We start from the raw sequence: 15,902 nt of genomic DNA on the forward strand, positions 1-15,902 counted from the left end.
CCTGTCAGCACCTCAACTTGCCTCAGCTTAACAACAATCTCTTCAGGCTTCGGTCTCGTAATTCCCATCTTCGATTCTCCGTTTTCCTAACTATAGGGACGGACCAATTCAAAGGGGGAGGCTCAAGTTGGGGGCAGAAAACGCTTACTTTCATGGCGCGCCGCGAATGGGTATAGGAGCCACTGCTCCAAAACCGTTGACGGTGCCGGCGGCGACGCGGCTCGCAAGGTGGCCGGCGCGCGCTTCATCGCCGGTTTCAAGATAATATGCGAGAAATGCACCGGCAAAGCTGTCGCCTGCACCGGTGGAATCGACGGATGTGGCTGGCGCAGCCGGGATGGTTGTCCGCATACGGGGCGTCGCGACGATCGCGCCGGCTTCGCCCAGTTTCAGGACCACGATCGCCGCACCAAAATCGAAGAAATGCGAGAGAATTGCATCTGGGTCCGTCAGTCCCGTCATCACCATCGCCTCGTCCAGCGAGGGAAACACGATATCGGCCAGGGGCAGGATTTCCGCCGCCGCCGCGCGGGCGTCCTCGAGCGACCACATCTTCAGACGCAGGTTGATGTCGAACGAGAAGAGCGTGCCATATGCTCGCGCCAATTCCGCACCACGCCGCACGGCGGCGCGCATCTCGGGACTGATGGCCTGCGAAATGCCGGAGGCATGGAGCACCTTTGCATCAGAAATGGCCTGTTCTGGCAGGTCTTCAGGCCGGTAGAGGCTCGCGGCCGACCCACGGCGCGCGTAGGTGAAATTACGCCCCGACGCATGCGGTCGGACAAAATAGACACCTGTTGGGTCGCCGGATCGGGTAAGCACATGGGCGTCCGACACGTTTTCCGCCCTCCAGAGATCGCGAAGGGCCTGGCCGAACTCGTCGTCGCCCACTGCGGACAGATACCCGACGCTGGCCCCCTGACGCACAGCCGCGATGGCCGCGTTCGACGTGTCACCACCGAAGCCCATTTCATAGAGAACCCGGCCATCGTCTACGGGAAGCCGCACAAACTCGATAAGCGCCTCTCCGAGGGTCAATATATCTGCTGTCATGATGTCCGTGCTCTTCCATGTCAGGTATTGCGCCGCATCTTGATCGCGTCTGCCGCAAGATGATCCAGCCATTCGGCCGATGGATCGGTCAAGCCGATGAGGCCGGCGAGGGTCGCACACAGGGCCGTCATGTCCCGATTGTCGGCAAGCAGCCCTGCGATCTGCGTCGCGTTTGCGTCTGCGACGGCCTGCCCGGACGTGTGGCGCCAGAGCAGAAAGGCCACCCATGCCGCGATGCCGCGCCTCGCCTGTGGCGCATCGTTCGGGCCGTTCACCACCGGCACCAGTCGTTCGCGCAGTTTCAGGCTGCCGTCGACGGCAATCTGTGAAAGTTCATGACGCATTGCGGCAACAAGGAAGCGCTTGACCAAGGCGGCCCGATAGGCTGCGAGGCCCGCCGACAGGGTTTCGGGGAGGGTCCGTTCGGCCTCATCCCAAAGCTGCTCCACATCCGCGCGCAGAGCGGGGTCCGCCATCGCCTCGTGGACGTAGCGGTGACCGGCGAGCAACCCGGAATAGGCGAGGCGGGAATGCGCGGCATTCAAGAGCCGCAGCTTGCGCATTTCGAACCCGGCGACATCGGGCACGATTTCCACCCCGGCTTTTTCCCAGTTCGGGCGGAGCCCGGCGAAATCATCCTCGATGATCCACTCGCTGAAGGCTTCCGTCAGGACCGGGGCCACGTCCGATCGGTCGACGCGGTCCTCAATCTCGGACCGCACGGCGTCGGTGGTGACGGGCGTGATCCGGTCGACCATGGTATCCGGGAAGCGGATATCGGCGGTCAGGCCCAGGCCGGCGGCGGTTGCGTAATCCCGGACCGCGGCATGCAGCTTGCGCCCGTTGCCGGAGATATTGTCGCAACTGATCACGGTGACGGGGGCGGTACGCCGCGACAGCCCATGCGCCAGCATCGCCAACGCGCTGCCCGGCCCCGCCACTAGGTCGCGGGCAATTAAGGCGTTTTGCAGATCGAGCCGCCCTTCGGGACCAAGGCAGTAGCCTTTCTCGGTGATGGTCAGCGTTACGACCTGAACCTCTGGGTCCAAAATCGCATCGATGACCGCCTGCGAGCTTCGGGAGGCAAGGAGCAGCCTGTCGTGGATTGCGATAGGCTCCACTGTCAAACCGTCGAAACCTCGAATGCCAAGGTGATAGGCGCCGTCCTGAGACAGAAGCCGATCGAACAGGTCGGCGTTGCTCATGACGACGCCGGTGATCCGCCAATCACCGCCAGCCCGTGCGGTGTGCCAGGCCTGATGCGCCCGGTGGAAGTTACCGACGCCGAGATGGAGGATGCGCGGCATCTTTCAGCCGCCTCCAAGCCTGTAGGTCTCGAGCGCGAGGTTGCGGACGAGATAGGGCGCCAGCCGTTCGGCATCGGAGATCGTCAGCACCCCGCGATCAACCTGGTCGGCAAGATGCAGCGCCACGCCCCGCCGCCACATTTCGTGCCGCGCCGGGATGGACAGGAACGCACGGGTATCGTCGTTGAAGCCAGCGAGGTTGCGGTAGCCCGCCGTCTCGACCACCGTGTCGAAGTAGCGCCGGATGCCATTCGGGCTGTCGTGGAACCACCAGGGCGGGCCGATGCGCAGACAGGGCCAGTGGCCTGCCATCGGGGCCAGTTCGCGCGCATAGGTGCTCTCGTCAAGCGTGAACAGGATCAGACGCAGGCGCCGGTTGTTGCCGACCCGGTCGAGCAGAGCCGCGAGGCCCCGGCCCCAGTCCATCGCGTAGGGGATGTCGGCGCCCATGTCCGGGCCGTGGCTTGCAAAGAGCGCGGCGTTGGTGTTGCGCCGGCTGCCCGCGTGGATCTGCATCACCATGCCATCCTCGGCCGCCATCTGGGCCATTTCGACTAGCATGTGCCCGTAATAGTCGCGCGCCGCGTCGCCCGAGAGCGTCCCCCTCACGGCCCGTGCGTGCAACGCCTCGATCGCCTCGCGGTCGAGCCAGCAGGTCGCCAGATCGGACACGTCGTGATCCGTCGCCGTGGCCCCGGCGGCGCGGAAGACCGACCGCCGATCGCGTAGCGCATCCAGAAAGTCGCGATAGCGCACCACGTCGCGCTCGGTGATTTCGGCCAGATCGCTCAGCGCCCGCGCGTGGTTGGGGCGCGCTGGATTAAGCACGTCATCGGGGCGGAAAGTGGGAATGATCCGGCCCGGCCATCCTGACTCGGCGATGGCGGTATGGTGTTGCAACCGATCGGTTGCGGCATCGGTGGTCGCCAGCACCTCGATCCCGAAGCGATCGAACAACGCTCGCGGCTGAAAGGCGGGCGAGGCCAGCCGCTCGGCGATCTGGGCGTAGACTATATCGGCGGTATCAGGCGAGAGGGGCGTGTCGATCCCGAGGGTTCGGACAAGCGTGAACTCCAGCCATTGCCGGCTCGGGGTGCCCAGAAAAGCGTCCCAATGCTGCACAAAGAGTTGGAATACGTCGCGCGGATCGCGGCCCTCTCCGTCCGGTCCGATGCCCAGGTCGGCCAGCGGCACACCCTGTGAATAAAGCATCCTGAACACGTAGTGATCGGGCTTGATCAGCAGGTCCGCCGGATCGGGAAAGGCGCCGTCCTCCGCCCACCAGCGCGGGTCGCAATGGCCGTGGGGAGAGACGATGGGTAAGCCCGCCACGCGCTCATGGAGGGCCTCTGCCATCGGTGCCGGAGCGGGGCCGGCAGTCATGCGTCCTCTTCGGAGATATCGAAGAACTCCCGGTTTGCCTCGATCAGGTCCGAGAGCGTTGTCAGCACCCGCCGTAGGTGCCGCCGCATCTGCTCCTGTGCCAGTTCGGTGGACCCGTCGCGGATCGCCTCGAAAATCGCCTTGTGTTCCGCCAGCAGACTTGCCATGTGCGCGGCATCGTCCAGCGACAACACCCGCAGCCGGTCCAGCGCCGCCTTTTCGCGCAGCAAAAGCCCTCCGATCCGATCGAAGCCGGTGGCTTCGGCCAGCAGTGCATGAAACCGATCGTCCAATTGCTGAAAGTCCAGCTTCCTGTCGGCCTCCACGGCAGCGCCTTGCCGTGCCAGCACATCCTCCAGTTCCGCCGCTGCATCCTCGGGCAAGGCATCGGCGCAGAGCCGTTCGACCACCGCCACCTCGAGGGCTTCGCGCAGGAACTGCGCGCCGCGGATCTGATTCTCCGACAGCCTGGAGACATAGTTTCCCCGGCTTGGCCAGGTCAGGATAAGGCCGTCGTCTCGCAGCTGTGCAAACGCCTCGCGGACCGGTGTGCGGCTCGCGCCGAACACCTGCCCAACCTCGTTTTCCGAAATCATAGCGCCGGGAGCGATCTGCATGTTTAGGATCGCGGTCTTGAGCGCAGAGGCGATCTGTTCGGCCGCCGGTCGCGACATATCCAACGGCGTCACGGCAAGAGAGGACGCATCAATGGCAGCCGATTTCCGTCTCACGCTTTACTCCTTCAATCCATCGATCCCAATTCAGTATACCGGTATGTAATTTGGTTGACAACCTACAATTCCCTATGATTAGTGTTGCTGGGAACGCTGCAAAAGGGTCGTGCGATGGGAAATGATTTGCCAAAGCGAGCCGTCCTGATCGGCGCGGGTATGGTGGCGCAGACCCACGTGGCCGCCTGCGCCGACGCAAGGCAGGTCATCATCCATGGCATTCAGTCTCGCAATCCGGATCGGGCCAGAGATCTTGCCGACAGGGCGGAGGCGCTCATCGGTGAGCGCGTGCAGGTTTACGACAGCATCGATACGGTTGCGGCCGATCCTGTCGTGGATTTCGTCATCGTCCTTACGCCCCCCGATGCGCGGGCCGCGATCGTCCGTCCGTTGGCCGCGGCAGGCAAGCACGTCCTCCTTGAAAAACCGATGGGACGCAACGGGACCGAGGCGCGCGAGGTTGTGCGCCTGTGCCGCGAGGCAGGTGTAACGCTTGGCGTCGTTTTCCAGCACCGCGTGCGCGCAGCCTCGCGCAAGGCCGCCCAGATGGTCGCAAATGGTGATCTCGGCGCGCTTGGGCTCGTGGAGATCGCGGTGCCGTGGTGGCGCGAACAGAGCTATTACGATGAAACCGGGCGCGGCACCTATGCGCGCGATGGGGGCGGCGTGCTGATTTCACAGGCAATACACACCATCGACCTTGCATTGTCGCTGGCGGGCCCCGTGAAGGCGGTGCGCGCCATGGCGGCGACGACCTGTTTCCACGATATGGAAGCAGAGGATTTCGTGACCGCCGGGCTGGAATTCGCCAATGGCGCCGTGGGGTCGCTGGTGGCCAGCACCTCCAGCTTTCCGGGCGGGGCAGAGTCCATCACGCTGCATTTCGACGCCGCCAGCCTGCGCCTGCAATCCGGACAGCTTCACGTGTATTGGCGCGACGGGCAGAGCGAAGTCTTCGGCGTCGCCGGGGGCACCGGCGGCGGGGCGGACCCCATGGCTTTCACCCATGCTTGGCACCAGAACGTGATCGAGGATTTCGCCGACGCTTTGATCGAAGGGCGCACGCCTGCCATCACCGGCGAGGATGCACTCGCCGCCCATGACCTGATCGACGCAATCACCACATCCGCACGCATTGGCGGACCTACGGAGTTGACCATATGACCGCCCTTCGCTTTGCCGCCGTCGGCATCGACCACCGCCATATCTTCGGGATGGCCGCGAACATGATCGAAGCGGGCGCCGAGTTCGCCGGATGGTGGACGCAGGGCCATCCGAATACCGAAGAGGGCTTCGTCGAACGCTTCCCCGACGTGCCCCGCGCCAACAGCGCGAATGCGTTGCTGGAGGATCCCTCCATTGACCTGATCCTTCTGTCCTGCATCCCGCACGACCGCGCCGCATGGGCGGTGCAGGCGATGGAGGCGGGCAAGGATGTGCTGACCGACAAGCCCGGATGCACCACACTGGATCAGCTTGACACAATCAAGGCGACCGTCGCCGCGACAGGCCGGATCTGGTCCATCGACTTTTCCGAACGCTTCGAGGTGCCCGCCGTCACCCGTGCCGCCGAACTGGTGGCCGAGGGCACGATCGGGCGCGTAATCCAGACGCTCGGTATCGGGCCGCACCGGCTCAACCGCGACACGCGGCCCGACTGGTTCTTCGACCGCGAGGCCTATGGCGGCATCCTCACCGACATCGCTAGCCACCAGATCGACCAGTTCCTGTTCTTCACCGGCTCGACCGACGCGGAAGTGACGTTGGCGAGCGCGGCGAATTATGGCAATCCCGACGACCCTGGCCTGCAGGATTTTGGCGAAATTGCGCTGCGCAGCGCGCAGGGCCACGGCTATATCCGCGTCGACTGGTATACGCCCGATGCCCTGCCCACATGGGGCGATGGGCGTCTGACGATCCTTGGCACCGAAGGCTATATCGAACTGCGGAAATACGTGGATGTGGGCAGCGACGGCACCGATCATGTGATCCTCGTCAACGGCACCCGCTGTGAGAAGATCGACGCCTCTTCCTCGGATCTGCCCTTTTTCGCGCGCTTCTCGGCAGACCTGCGGGACCGGACCGAAACGGCGATGACACAGGCGCATGTCTTCAAGGTCTGCGAGTTGTCCTTGAAGGCACAGGCCATGGCGGAAAGCGCCCCGAGATGACCCGGGTAGCGATTGTCGGCGCGGGGATCGGCGCCGAGCATCTGGCGGGCTATCGCGCCTTACCGGATCGGTTTCGCGTCGCCGTGATGTGCGACCTTGATACCGCGCGGGCGCGCGCGGCGACCGCGGACGACCCCGAGATTGCGGTCTCCGACGATCTAGCGCCGGTGTTGGCGGACCCGGCGATCGACCTGATCGACATCTGCCTGCCGCCGCATCTGCATTTTCCCGTTTCCCTTCAAGTCCTGCAGGCCGGCAAGCACGCGATTTGCGAAAAGCCGATCGCGCGCTCGTTGGAGGAGGCCGACGCACTCGTCGCAGCGGCGGCGGCCAGTGGGCGGCAGGTCTTTCCGGTCTTCCAGTACCGCTATGGCCACGCGCTGGCACAGCTTGGTGCGCTGCAGACCGCGGGTCTCACGGGCAAGCCCTATGTCGCCAGCCTTGAAACCCACTGGAACCGGGATACCGCCTATTATGCTGTCCCATGGCGCGGAACATGGGCGGGGGAATCCGGCGGCTCGCTGCTTGGCCATGCGATCCATGCCCATGACCTGCTGTGTCACATTCTGGGGCCAGTGGCCGAGGTCACCGCGCTGACCGATACCCGCGTGAACGACATCGAGACAGAGGATTGCGCCGCGCTGGCTTTCCGCATGGAAAACGGGGCGCTGGTCACGAGTTCCGTCACGCTCGGCGCGGGCGATGACACGACTCGCCTGCGGTTCTGCTTCGAGGGGCTGACGGCCGAAAGCGGCTCTGCGCCCTACAGCCCCGCGCAGGAGGCATGGCGCTTCATCGCGCGCGCCTCCACCAGCCAGAGCGATGTCGACAGGGTGCTCGCGGGGGTTGCGGCGCCGCTGGCGGGTTTCGCGGGATATCTGGAGGCGGTGGCGGATGCCCTCGAGGGCAAGGGCACAAACGCTGTCACTCTGGCGGATGGGCGGCGCTCGGTCGAGTTGGTGTCGGCGATCTATCTTTCGGCGCGCACCGGCGCTCCGCAGTCCTTGCCGCTCCCGACCGGGTCGCCGGTCTATCGCGGGTGGATACCGCCCGGGGCCTGATCCGAACCGCCCTCATCCCCACCGGGACCGCGCGGCGGTGTCACCCCGGCAAACCGTTCGCCACGGCCGCGCCGTCGGCCCCGAACACATGCATCTGCGCGCGCTCGAAGCTCAGTGACAGGGTCTGCCCCTTGGCAACCGGCAATTGGCCGGGCTGGTGGACGGTGATCTGCGGCAGACCCGGCGCGTCGCAATAGATGTAGGTGTCGCCGCCAAGTTGCTCGGACACCGCGACGGCCGCACTCAATTCGCCGGCGCCGTCGGCATGGACGCTGATATGCTCGGGCCTGATGCCCATTGTGATCCGGTCGCCTTCGTTGAGGCCGGGCACGTTCGGGACGTGCAGATGCGCGCCCTCGATATTGAGCACCATCGTGTCGCCATCGCGCGCCACCTGCCCCGCGAACATGTTCATGCGCGGCGATCCGATGAAGCCCGCGACAAAAGCGTTGCAGGGCCGGTTGTAGAGATCGAGCGGCGCGCCGACCTGCTCTATCTTGCCCTTTTGCAGCACGACGATCCGGTCCGCGAGGGTCATCGCCTCGACCTGATCATGGGTAACGTAGATCATCGTGCCGCCGATATTGGCGTGCAGGGCCGACAACTCCTTGCGCATCGCCACGCGCAATTCGGCGTCGAGATTTGACAGCGGCTCGTCGAACAGGAAGGCCTTGGGGTGGCGCACGATGGCCCGCCCGATGGCGACGCGCTGACGCTGACCGCCCGACAGTGCCTTGGGCTTGCGCTCGAGGTAATCGGTGATCTGCAAAAGCTCCGCCGTCTTGCGCACGCGGGCGTCGATCTCCGGGCGCGGCATCTTGGAGTTCTCCAGCCCGAAGGCCATGTTCTTGTAGACGCTCATATGCGGGTAGAGCGCGTAGGATTGGAATACCATGGCCAGCCCACGATCCGCCGCGCCCACGGTGTTGACCACCGTGCCGTCAATCTCGATGGCGCCGGAGGTGATATCCTCCAGCCCGGCGATGATCCGCAGAAGGGTCGATTTTCCACAGCCCGAGGGGCCGACGAACACGCAGAACTCGCCGGACAGCACCTGAAGGTCGATGCCGTGGATCACCTCCACTTCGCCATAGGCCTTGCGCACGGATTTGAGATGAATTTCGGTCATGACTTCTCTTTCGTTACCGGCTGCGCATCTTGGCGGCGAATTGCGGGTCGGCCTTCTGCATCCGAAGCGGCGGCAGCCCTTTCAGGATCTGGCCGATATCGTCCAGCATCATGCCCCGGATGCGAGCGTAAGAGGCCCGGATGCCCCCGGCAAGATGGGCGGAAAACAGAACATTCGGTGTATTGCGCCAAGCGCTGGTGGCGGGAACCGGTTCATCGGGAAAAACATCGACGGCTGCCCGAAACGCGCCTTTTGCGGCCAGCGCCAGGAAGTCATCGAAATCGACGATCTCGGCCCGTGAGGCCAGGATAACGCAGGCATCGCGCCGGATCAGGCTCAGCATCTCGCGGTCGAGGAAACCCTCGTTGTCCGAGGTAACCCCGGCAAGCAGAAAGATCACGTCCGAGTGAGAAAGCGCATCGGCCAGACCAACCGGCGTAAGCCCCTCGCTGGACAGATAACCGTCGGACAGCCATGGGTCATGCGCCAGCAGGCGAACCCCGAACGGTCGCAGGAGTGGCGCCAAGGCCCGTCCCAAATTGCCGTAACCGATCAGCGCGACCGTCGCACCATACAGGCTTTCGGCGGAGCCGTTGCCGCCTATCCCATAAGCCTCCTGCCCATTGCGGAACAACCCGTCGGACCGGTGTAGCCCGCGCAGCAGGCTGATGGCCTGCCCCACGCAGAACTCGGCCACGGCAGGCGCCATGGCGGGTGCGGCACTCAGAACATGGATGCCCCGCGCGTGGCATTCGGCATAGTCGATATTGGGCTCCCAGTTCGCCTTTACGTTCAGGATCGCTCGCAAGTTAGGCGCCCGGTCCAGCCGTTCGCGCGGCATCGCCGTCTGGCCGATCAACACGGCCATCTCGCCGAGATGCGCCTCGACAAGGTCGTCGGGGGCGCGGCTACCCCAATGGGCCACCACATCGCCCATTCCGGAAAGCGCCTCGGCGCAATCGGGCGTGTAGACCATCGCCTCGTTTCGGGGGAATGGATCCAGAAAGATCAGCGGTTTGTTGGTCATCATTTCATCCCAGAAGAGGCTATGCCGGTGGTTATGAATCGTTGCAGGAAAGCAAAGACGATGATCACCGGGATCAGGGTCACTACCGTCATCGCAAGGATGTAGTGCCACTGCACATCCAACTCGCCCTGAAAAGCGTTGAGCCCGACCTGAAGCGTGTAGACCTCCGAACGGTTCAGAACGATCAGCGGCCAGAGGAATTCATTCCAGCGCCACATGATCGAGAAGATCGCAAGAACCGCCACGGCAGGCATGGCCAGCGGCATCACCACGCGCCAGTAGATCGCCCATTCCGACGCCTTGTCCATCCGTGCAGCCTCGATCAGGTCCTTCGGAATCGTTAGCATATACTGTCGCAGCAGGAACACGCCCGTGGGCGTCGCCGCCCCCGGAAGGATCACCGCCCAAAGCGAGTTGATCATGCCGAGATTCGTGACCACGAGGTAGACTGGGACGAGGATCACGGTGATCGGGATCATCAGCGTTCCAATCACGAAAAGCATGATCGCATTGCGCCCGCGGAACTCGTAGATCGAGAGGCCATAGGCCGCCATGGAGTTGATCAGCAGCGTGACAACCGTCGCCACGAAGGTCACGATGACGGAGTTCCACAGGTAGCTCATGAAGTTGAACCGCTCCAACGGATCGCGGTAATTTTCCCACGCCATGCGCAATTCGCGCACCGGTTCACGCGTGTTGATTGGGATTTGCAGCCGCTCGTCTGGGGCTTCTGGATCCACCATCTGCGCCATGATGCCAATCCGCCGGACCTGCGCAAGCTGTTGAACGCTGCCATCCTCCATGGTCACGTCAAACAGCAGTAGCGGGTCGTCATAGCCCTCAACCTCGACCGTGATCTGCCCAAGCGGCAGGAAGGTCGGGGGGAATTCCTGCAGACCCGATGGCGTCTTGAACGACGACAGCACCAGCCATACCACCGGCGCAAACATCAGGAAAAACCCGAACCCCAGGTAGACGTACGTAAACACGTCGGTCCAATGCAGCCTGCCGCGCCCGCGGCGAACCGTCAGCATGGACCCGACAGAGCGGGGATATTGTGTCGCTTCAACCATTGTCACGCCTCCGGGTTGCAGCCAGCTGCGTCAGGGTCAGGATGAACAGCACAACGCCCAGAACCATCGACGCAGCAGAGGCAAGGCCGAAATTCTGCACCTGGTTCGTAAAGGCGGTGTTGTAGATGTATTGAACGATGAACTGCGTCGCAGTGCCCGGTCCGCCGCCGGTCAGCACATAGACCTCATCAAAGACCTGCACACCCTTGATCAAGGCCAGGACGATCACGACCAGCATGTTGGGCCATAGCAGCGGCAAGGTGATGCGGAAAAAGACGCGCTCCTTGCTAGTGCCGTCCATCTCCGCCGCCTCGTAAAGGTCGGGCTGGATTGCCTGAAGCCCGGCCAAAAGGATGAGGGTATAAAAGCCTAGATGCGCCCAGATTGAAACGAAGACAGCCCAGAACATCGCCCATTCAGGGCTGACAAAGAACAGAATTCGATCGAGCCCGATCGATATCAGGAAGGCGTTTAGGATCCCGTCGCGCAACAAGATCCACTTCCAGATCAGTGCGACAACGACCGGCGATAAAAGCACAGGGAAGAAGAAGACCGCCCGCCAGAAACCGCGTGCGCGGATTTCACGGTTCAAGACCAGCGCGGTGATCAAAGAGAACAGAACCATGAAGCTAACTTGGAAGAAGATGAATATGGAGGTGTTGAAAATGCCCTTCCAAAACCGGTCCTCACGGCAGGTCAACGGGTCGGTGTAAGAGCCGCAGTCAAAAAGGAACCTATATTGCTCGGTGCCGGTAATCGGCCGGTCCCGAAGGAACAGTTCCGTACCGCCCGTGATTGAGTAAGCGAAATTCATCAGCAGCGGGAGGATCACGAACATCCCGAAAAACGCCAAGTTCGGCAGTAGAAAGAACCAAGGCATCCGCTTGATACCGATCAGACGCTGAATCGCCGAAATGGGGAAATCGAGCAGTTTGAACAGAATGCGGAGGGGCCAGGCAACCACGTTCTGCAACATCTCGCCGGCATTGCCCGGCTTGTCATCCACATGGGCCATTGGGGGTTCCTCTCCTCATCGGTGGCAGCCCCCCCCGCAAGGGATGCGGGAGGAACTGACCGCTCATCGTGTCAGGTTGCCTCAGCGGCCGCTTTCGGCCAGCTGATTGGTGATGTCGGATTCCATCCGAGCATAGGCATCCTCGAGGGAAATTTCTCCCACGATTGCCTCATTAAGACGCGAGATCAGAGCGTTGAACAGCACACGGTTCGATGGGTAACCCTGAAGCTGGTATGCCACCGGAGAGATGCTGGGAACGGCGGCCGAGAAGGTCGCCAGCGCGTGCGCCGCACGCGGATCGTCGGTGGCGAACTCGATCCCGTTCGCTGCAAGGCCGAGGTGTCCGGGGATGAACAGGGTCTGGCCGTAGAACTCCGCCAGAACATCTTCCTGCGCGAGGTACTCCATCAGGATGGCGACCTCCTCAGGATGCTCGGTATCGCCAATCGCGGCAAGAGCGGCACCACCGGGCATGCCGGTGCAGGCGGCTGGACCACACGGAGCGGGTACGGCCCACCAGTCGAAGGCATCCCCGATCGTCGAGGCGAACTGCGGGATTTGCCACGACCCGGACATGTACATCACCACATTGGCGTTGGCGAAGTCCTCGTTCGCGCCCAGATAGGTCGAGCCGGACACCGAGCCCCAAAGCTCCAGCGACATGGTGCCGTCCTGATGCCAATCGTAAAGCATCTGCGCCATCCGCTGCAGGCCCTCGTCGACCAGCGCCGGGTTACCCTCAGCGTCGAACATCATCGCGCCCTGCGCGATCGCCGGCCCCGACACACGGTGGCCAGAACGATCCCATGCCATTGGAATCGGAATGTCGAGTGCAGCGGCCACCTCGTTTACAGCCGCAGCCCAGTCTTCCCAAGTCGCGCCGGCGCCAGGCATATCGACACCGGCCTGCTCGAACAGGGTCCGGTTGACATAGGGGCCGGTCACAGTCAGCTGCGTCATGAAGCCGTTGATCGCATCGCCATCGGGATCAAGCCATTTGAGGAACGGGCCAAAGTTGGTTTCCCAATACGCGGCATCCTGAAGGTGGGGACGCAGGTCCAGATAGTACTGGGACAGGCCACCCAGATCGGTCACGCGGGCGATATCAGGGCCGTTGCCTGCCGCCAGCTGGATAGGAAGGGATTCCAGAACCGCCTGATACGGCACGACATCAAGCGTGACGCTGATCTCCGGGTGGGTTGCCTCGAACCGGTCAAGGATCGATTGCATCACTTCGCCTTCATTGCCGTCATTATACCACATCATGCGGAGCTCGGTCTGCGCCGAGGCCGCGCCACAGGCAAAAATCGCGAACGCAGAACTTGCTGCTAAAAGTTTCAAAGATGTCTTCATTGTTTCCTCCCTGGAATGTCAGACACTGTTTCGTTCTTCTTCTCCGCTTGTCACTCTTCGTGATGAATCAAGCGGCGTTTCTTGTAAGCGCGGTCATAACGCCGCGCAGTTCTGCCAGCCCCTTGAGGCGGCCAACCGCCGGATAACCAGGCTGGGCACCCGCGCCGATGTCAGTCAAGATGTCGTGGCCATGATCGGGCCGCATCGGAATTTCAGCGTCCTCGCGCCCGGTGGCCCGGCGACGCCCCTCTTCAGCAAGAATGACCTCGATCACCCCAACCATATCCACATCTCCGGACAGGTGTTCTGATTCGATAAAACTGCACGGAATGCCGGGCGTTTCCCTGACCACGTTGCGCAGGTGAACGAAATGTATGCGTGGGGCGAGCGCCTTCGCAATCGCGACACAGTCGTTGTCGGGGCGGGCCCCAAGCGATCCGGTGCAGAAGGTCGCGCCAAAGGCGGGGCTGTCCACGGCACCGAGCACTTCCTGATAATCGGCCAGTGTCGACATGGTGCGTGGCAGGCCCAGTATCGGAAAGGGCGGGTCATCGGGATGACAGCACAAACGCAGGCCAAGGCGTTCCGCCAGTGGAACCACCTCGGACAAGAAGTCGATGTGAGTTTGACGCAGTAAGCCGGGCGACAGCGCTGCGTAGGTGTCCAGTGCGGTGCGCACATTTTCCAAGGTCCAGCTTTCGGCCGCCCCCGGGAGCCCCGCAATCACCGCATGCGCAAGCATACTCTTCGCCGCATCATCCATTCCCGCGGCGACCTTTTCAGCTGCGGCAACGGTGTCTCGCCCATAAGACATTTCGGTGCCAGGACGCCGCAGGATGTGCCGGTCAAACGCAGCGAATGACACCAAATCGAAGCGCATTGCCGTCCCTCCCGCGGGCAGCGGCGCTCGCAAATCGGTGCGCGTCCAGTCTAGCACCGGCATAAAATTATAGCATATCGTCCGGATGCCAGCTTCTGCCAGCGCCTCAAGCGACTTTCTATAGGCAGCAACGTGATCGGCCCATTCAGAGCCTCTAGTCTTGATCGCCTCGGACACGGGGAGGCTTTCGACCACTTCCCACTTTAGTGCCGCATCGGAGGCGAAGGCAATCTGCCCCTTGCGTGTTTCGATCTCATCGACGGTCCAAGCCTCGCCGGGCGGGAGGTGATGCAAACCCGTCACGATGCCCTTTGCGCCAGCTTGACGCGCGGTTTGCACGGTTACCCGATCCTCTGGGCCAAACCATCGCCATGTGGGGCGCATCTGAAACCCTCCTCAACGCTTTATACCGGTATACTAGTATAGTGATAAGCCCCTGGCAATCACTCATTTGATTTTTCCGAATCGTAAGGTGCTGAGGTCACCTGATGGTCTGAGCTCCTCCCCAAAAATCGGACAGTGACGTAAGGTAGGATCTGACATCTGCTGACCTCCACGCACGAGGAAATCGGGACATGAAGAAACGCAGGAACCAAGATGCGGGGTTCAAGGCCTGCGTGGCGCTGGAAGCCATGAAGGGCGACCGCACTTTGTCGGAACTAGCGTTCGAAGAGGGCACGCTCTCGACGTAGATCCTTCAGTGTTTTTGAGTCCCCACGACCACCATCACCATCAGATGCCAGACGGCTGCCATCATGATCCCCATATTGAAGGCAAACTCGTTGGCGCAGCACTGCTTGAAGAATTCCCCCTCGAGGAACATGCAGGATCCTTTGCAGAGCTGAACGACTGCAAGCATGTAGACCTTCCCCCTACCCCACCGCCACCCCTACCCAAACGCTGAACTGCCCACTCGGATCGGTGATCCTGCGCTCGATGCGCGCGGCGGCTTCTGCTGCATCAATCCGCTCGAAGATCTGGGCCTGCTCGGCGTCGAACGCCACGGCCTCCTCGATGCTCTCAGTCCGGTGGTTCAAGCCTGTGGTGCTGTCATGCCAGACGAATGCGTCGTATCCGGCGAGGGCAGTGCCCGTGGGATCAACCACCTCCCAGATCTCAGCGCCCTCCGGCCCGAGCCTGACGCCGTTGATCACCCGCGCGGCCGCATGGTCACGACGGTGCTCGGCAAAGCTGCGCCGGCGATGATCTTGGGCAGCGGCTAAGGTTTCGTGGAGATGGCCGTCCGCCGTGCGGAACAGGTTCTCCTCAACATGATCCCCATAATACATGATGGCCTCGGGCCGCGTTCGCAGCTCATAGCACCATTTCAGCCAGCCTTGCGCGGTGTCATGGCCGGGCTCGCCGCTTTGCGCCGCTGCGATCTCCAGCTCATCCATCATGCCGAGCATCAGCTCATACCCGGCGGCATAATCGAACTCGGTCACGCCCGCGCTTTGGAACACGCGCTGCAGCACCGCATAGGCGCCATCGCAGACGCCCATATCCTTGAAGAACTGCAATGAGGTTCTCATCCGACGGCTCCATAGGCTCGGTTCGCACCACCCAGCCAGGTAACGGCATGACCATTGGTGAGCCTCCCCCTTTGAATTGGTCCGTCCCTATAGTTAGGAAAACGGAGAATCGAAGATGGGAATTACGAGACCGAAGCCTGAAGAGATTGTTGTTAAGCTGAGGCAAGTTGAGGTGCTGACAGGC

Annotated in this window: 15 protein-coding genes; 3 read left to right on the plus strand and 12 right to left on the minus strand. The window is 62.4% G+C overall.

Annotated elements, in window-relative coordinates; translation table 11 throughout:
• Positions 1 to 150 precede the first annotated feature (150 nt).
• From ACTYEO_RS13870 to ACTYEO_RS13885, 4 genes are read right to left on the minus strand one after another with little or no spacing between them, the layout of a single operon-like run.
• Entirely contained in the window at positions 151 to 1,056 is a 906-nt protein-coding gene (locus ACTYEO_RS13870; protein ID WP_449324344.1) for a sugar kinase, read from the minus strand.
• A gap of 20 nt (positions 1,057 to 1,076) precedes the next feature.
• Positions 1,077 to 2,363 (minus strand): mannitol dehydrogenase family protein, encoded by a 1,287-nt coding sequence (locus ACTYEO_RS13875; protein ID WP_449324345.1) that lies wholly within the window; start codon positions 2,361 to 2,363, stop codon positions 1,077 to 1,079.
• Positions 2,364 to 2,366: 3 nt separating this feature from the next.
• Positions 2,367 to 3,746: a glucuronate isomerase gene (gene uxaC, locus ACTYEO_RS13880; RefSeq protein WP_449324346.1), complete on the minus strand. Its 1,380-nt coding sequence runs from the start codon at positions 3,744 to 3,746 to the stop codon at positions 2,367 to 2,369.
• Positions 3,743 to 4,477 carry a GntR family transcriptional regulator gene (locus tag ACTYEO_RS13885; RefSeq protein WP_449324347.1) on the minus strand — a complete coding sequence of 245 codons (735 nt, stop codon included), beginning with the start codon at positions 4,475 to 4,477 and terminating at the stop codon, positions 3,743 to 3,745. The genes uxaC and ACTYEO_RS13885 overlap by 4 nt, the downstream gene beginning before the upstream one ends.
• Positions 4,478 to 4,591: 114 nt before the next feature.
• On the opposite strand from ACTYEO_RS13885, the gene ACTYEO_RS13890 reads away from it, so the two are divergent.
• Genes ACTYEO_RS13890 through ACTYEO_RS13900 form a run of 3 tightly spaced genes read left to right on the plus strand, consistent with a single transcriptional unit; the run spans position 4,592 to position 7,709 of the window.
• Positions 4,592 to 5,641 carry a Gfo/Idh/MocA family protein gene (locus ACTYEO_RS13890; protein WP_449324348.1) on the plus strand — a complete coding sequence of 350 codons (1,050 nt, stop codon included), beginning with the start codon at positions 4,592 to 4,594 and terminating at the stop codon, positions 5,639 to 5,641.
• Complete coding sequence (locus ACTYEO_RS13895; protein ID WP_449324349.1) at positions 5,638 to 6,648, plus strand: Gfo/Idh/MocA family protein; 1,011 nt, start codon at positions 5,638 to 5,640, stop codon at positions 6,646 to 6,648. The genes ACTYEO_RS13890 and ACTYEO_RS13895 overlap by 4 nt, the downstream gene beginning before the upstream one ends.
• Complete coding sequence (locus ACTYEO_RS13900; protein WP_449324350.1) at positions 6,645 to 7,709, plus strand: Gfo/Idh/MocA family protein; 1,065 nt, start codon at positions 6,645 to 6,647, stop codon at positions 7,707 to 7,709. Before ACTYEO_RS13895 ends, ACTYEO_RS13900 begins: the two co-directional genes overlap by 4 nt.
• Positions 7,710 to 7,749: 40 nt before the next feature.
• Here the strand turns inward: ACTYEO_RS13900 and ACTYEO_RS13905 are convergent, their stop codons facing one another.
• The 8 genes from ACTYEO_RS13905 to ACTYEO_RS13940 all read right to left on the minus strand — a co-directional run bounded on the left by ACTYEO_RS13905 (position 7,750) and on the right by ACTYEO_RS13940 (position 15,718).
• On the minus strand, positions 7,750 to 8,838 hold the full coding sequence (locus ACTYEO_RS13905; protein WP_449324351.1) for an ABC transporter ATP-binding protein: 1,089 nt from the start codon (positions 8,836 to 8,838) through the stop codon (positions 7,750 to 7,752).
• A gap of 13 nt (positions 8,839 to 8,851) precedes the next feature.
• Positions 8,852 to 9,865, minus strand: coding sequence for an NAD(P)-dependent oxidoreductase (locus tag ACTYEO_RS13910; protein ID WP_449324352.1), 1,014 nt, complete (start codon positions 9,863 to 9,865; stop codon positions 8,852 to 8,854).
• Entirely contained in the window at positions 9,865 to 10,938 is a 1,074-nt protein-coding gene (locus tag ACTYEO_RS13915; RefSeq protein WP_449324353.1) for a carbohydrate ABC transporter permease, read from the minus strand. The genes ACTYEO_RS13910 and ACTYEO_RS13915 overlap by 1 nt, the downstream gene beginning before the upstream one ends.
• Positions 10,931 to 11,953 (minus strand): carbohydrate ABC transporter permease, encoded by a 1,023-nt coding sequence (locus ACTYEO_RS13920; RefSeq protein WP_449324354.1) that lies wholly within the window; start codon positions 11,951 to 11,953, stop codon positions 10,931 to 10,933. The genes ACTYEO_RS13915 and ACTYEO_RS13920 overlap by 8 nt, the downstream gene beginning before the upstream one ends.
• 81 nt (positions 11,954 to 12,034) lie before the next feature.
• Positions 12,035 to 13,306, minus strand: coding sequence for an ABC transporter substrate-binding protein (locus ACTYEO_RS13925; protein ID WP_449324355.1), 1,272 nt, complete (start codon positions 13,304 to 13,306; stop codon positions 12,035 to 12,037).
• A gap of 67 nt (positions 13,307 to 13,373) precedes the next feature.
• A complete protein-coding gene (uxuA, locus tag ACTYEO_RS13930; protein WP_449324356.1) occupies positions 13,374 to 14,570 on the minus strand; it encodes a mannonate dehydratase in 1,197 nt (398 codons plus the stop codon).
• A gap of 313 nt (positions 14,571 to 14,883) precedes the next feature.
• Entirely contained in the window at positions 14,884 to 15,045 is a 162-nt protein-coding gene (locus tag ACTYEO_RS13935) for a hypothetical protein (RefSeq protein WP_449324357.1), read from the minus strand.
• Between the two features lie 13 nt (positions 15,046 to 15,058).
• Complete coding sequence (locus ACTYEO_RS13940) at positions 15,059 to 15,718, minus strand: hypothetical protein (protein ID WP_449324358.1); 660 nt, start codon at positions 15,716 to 15,718, stop codon at positions 15,059 to 15,061.
• Positions 15,719 to 15,902: the final 184 nt, after the last annotated feature.

The sequence above is a fragment of the Rhodophyticola sp. SM2404 genome, assembly GCF_053570515.1.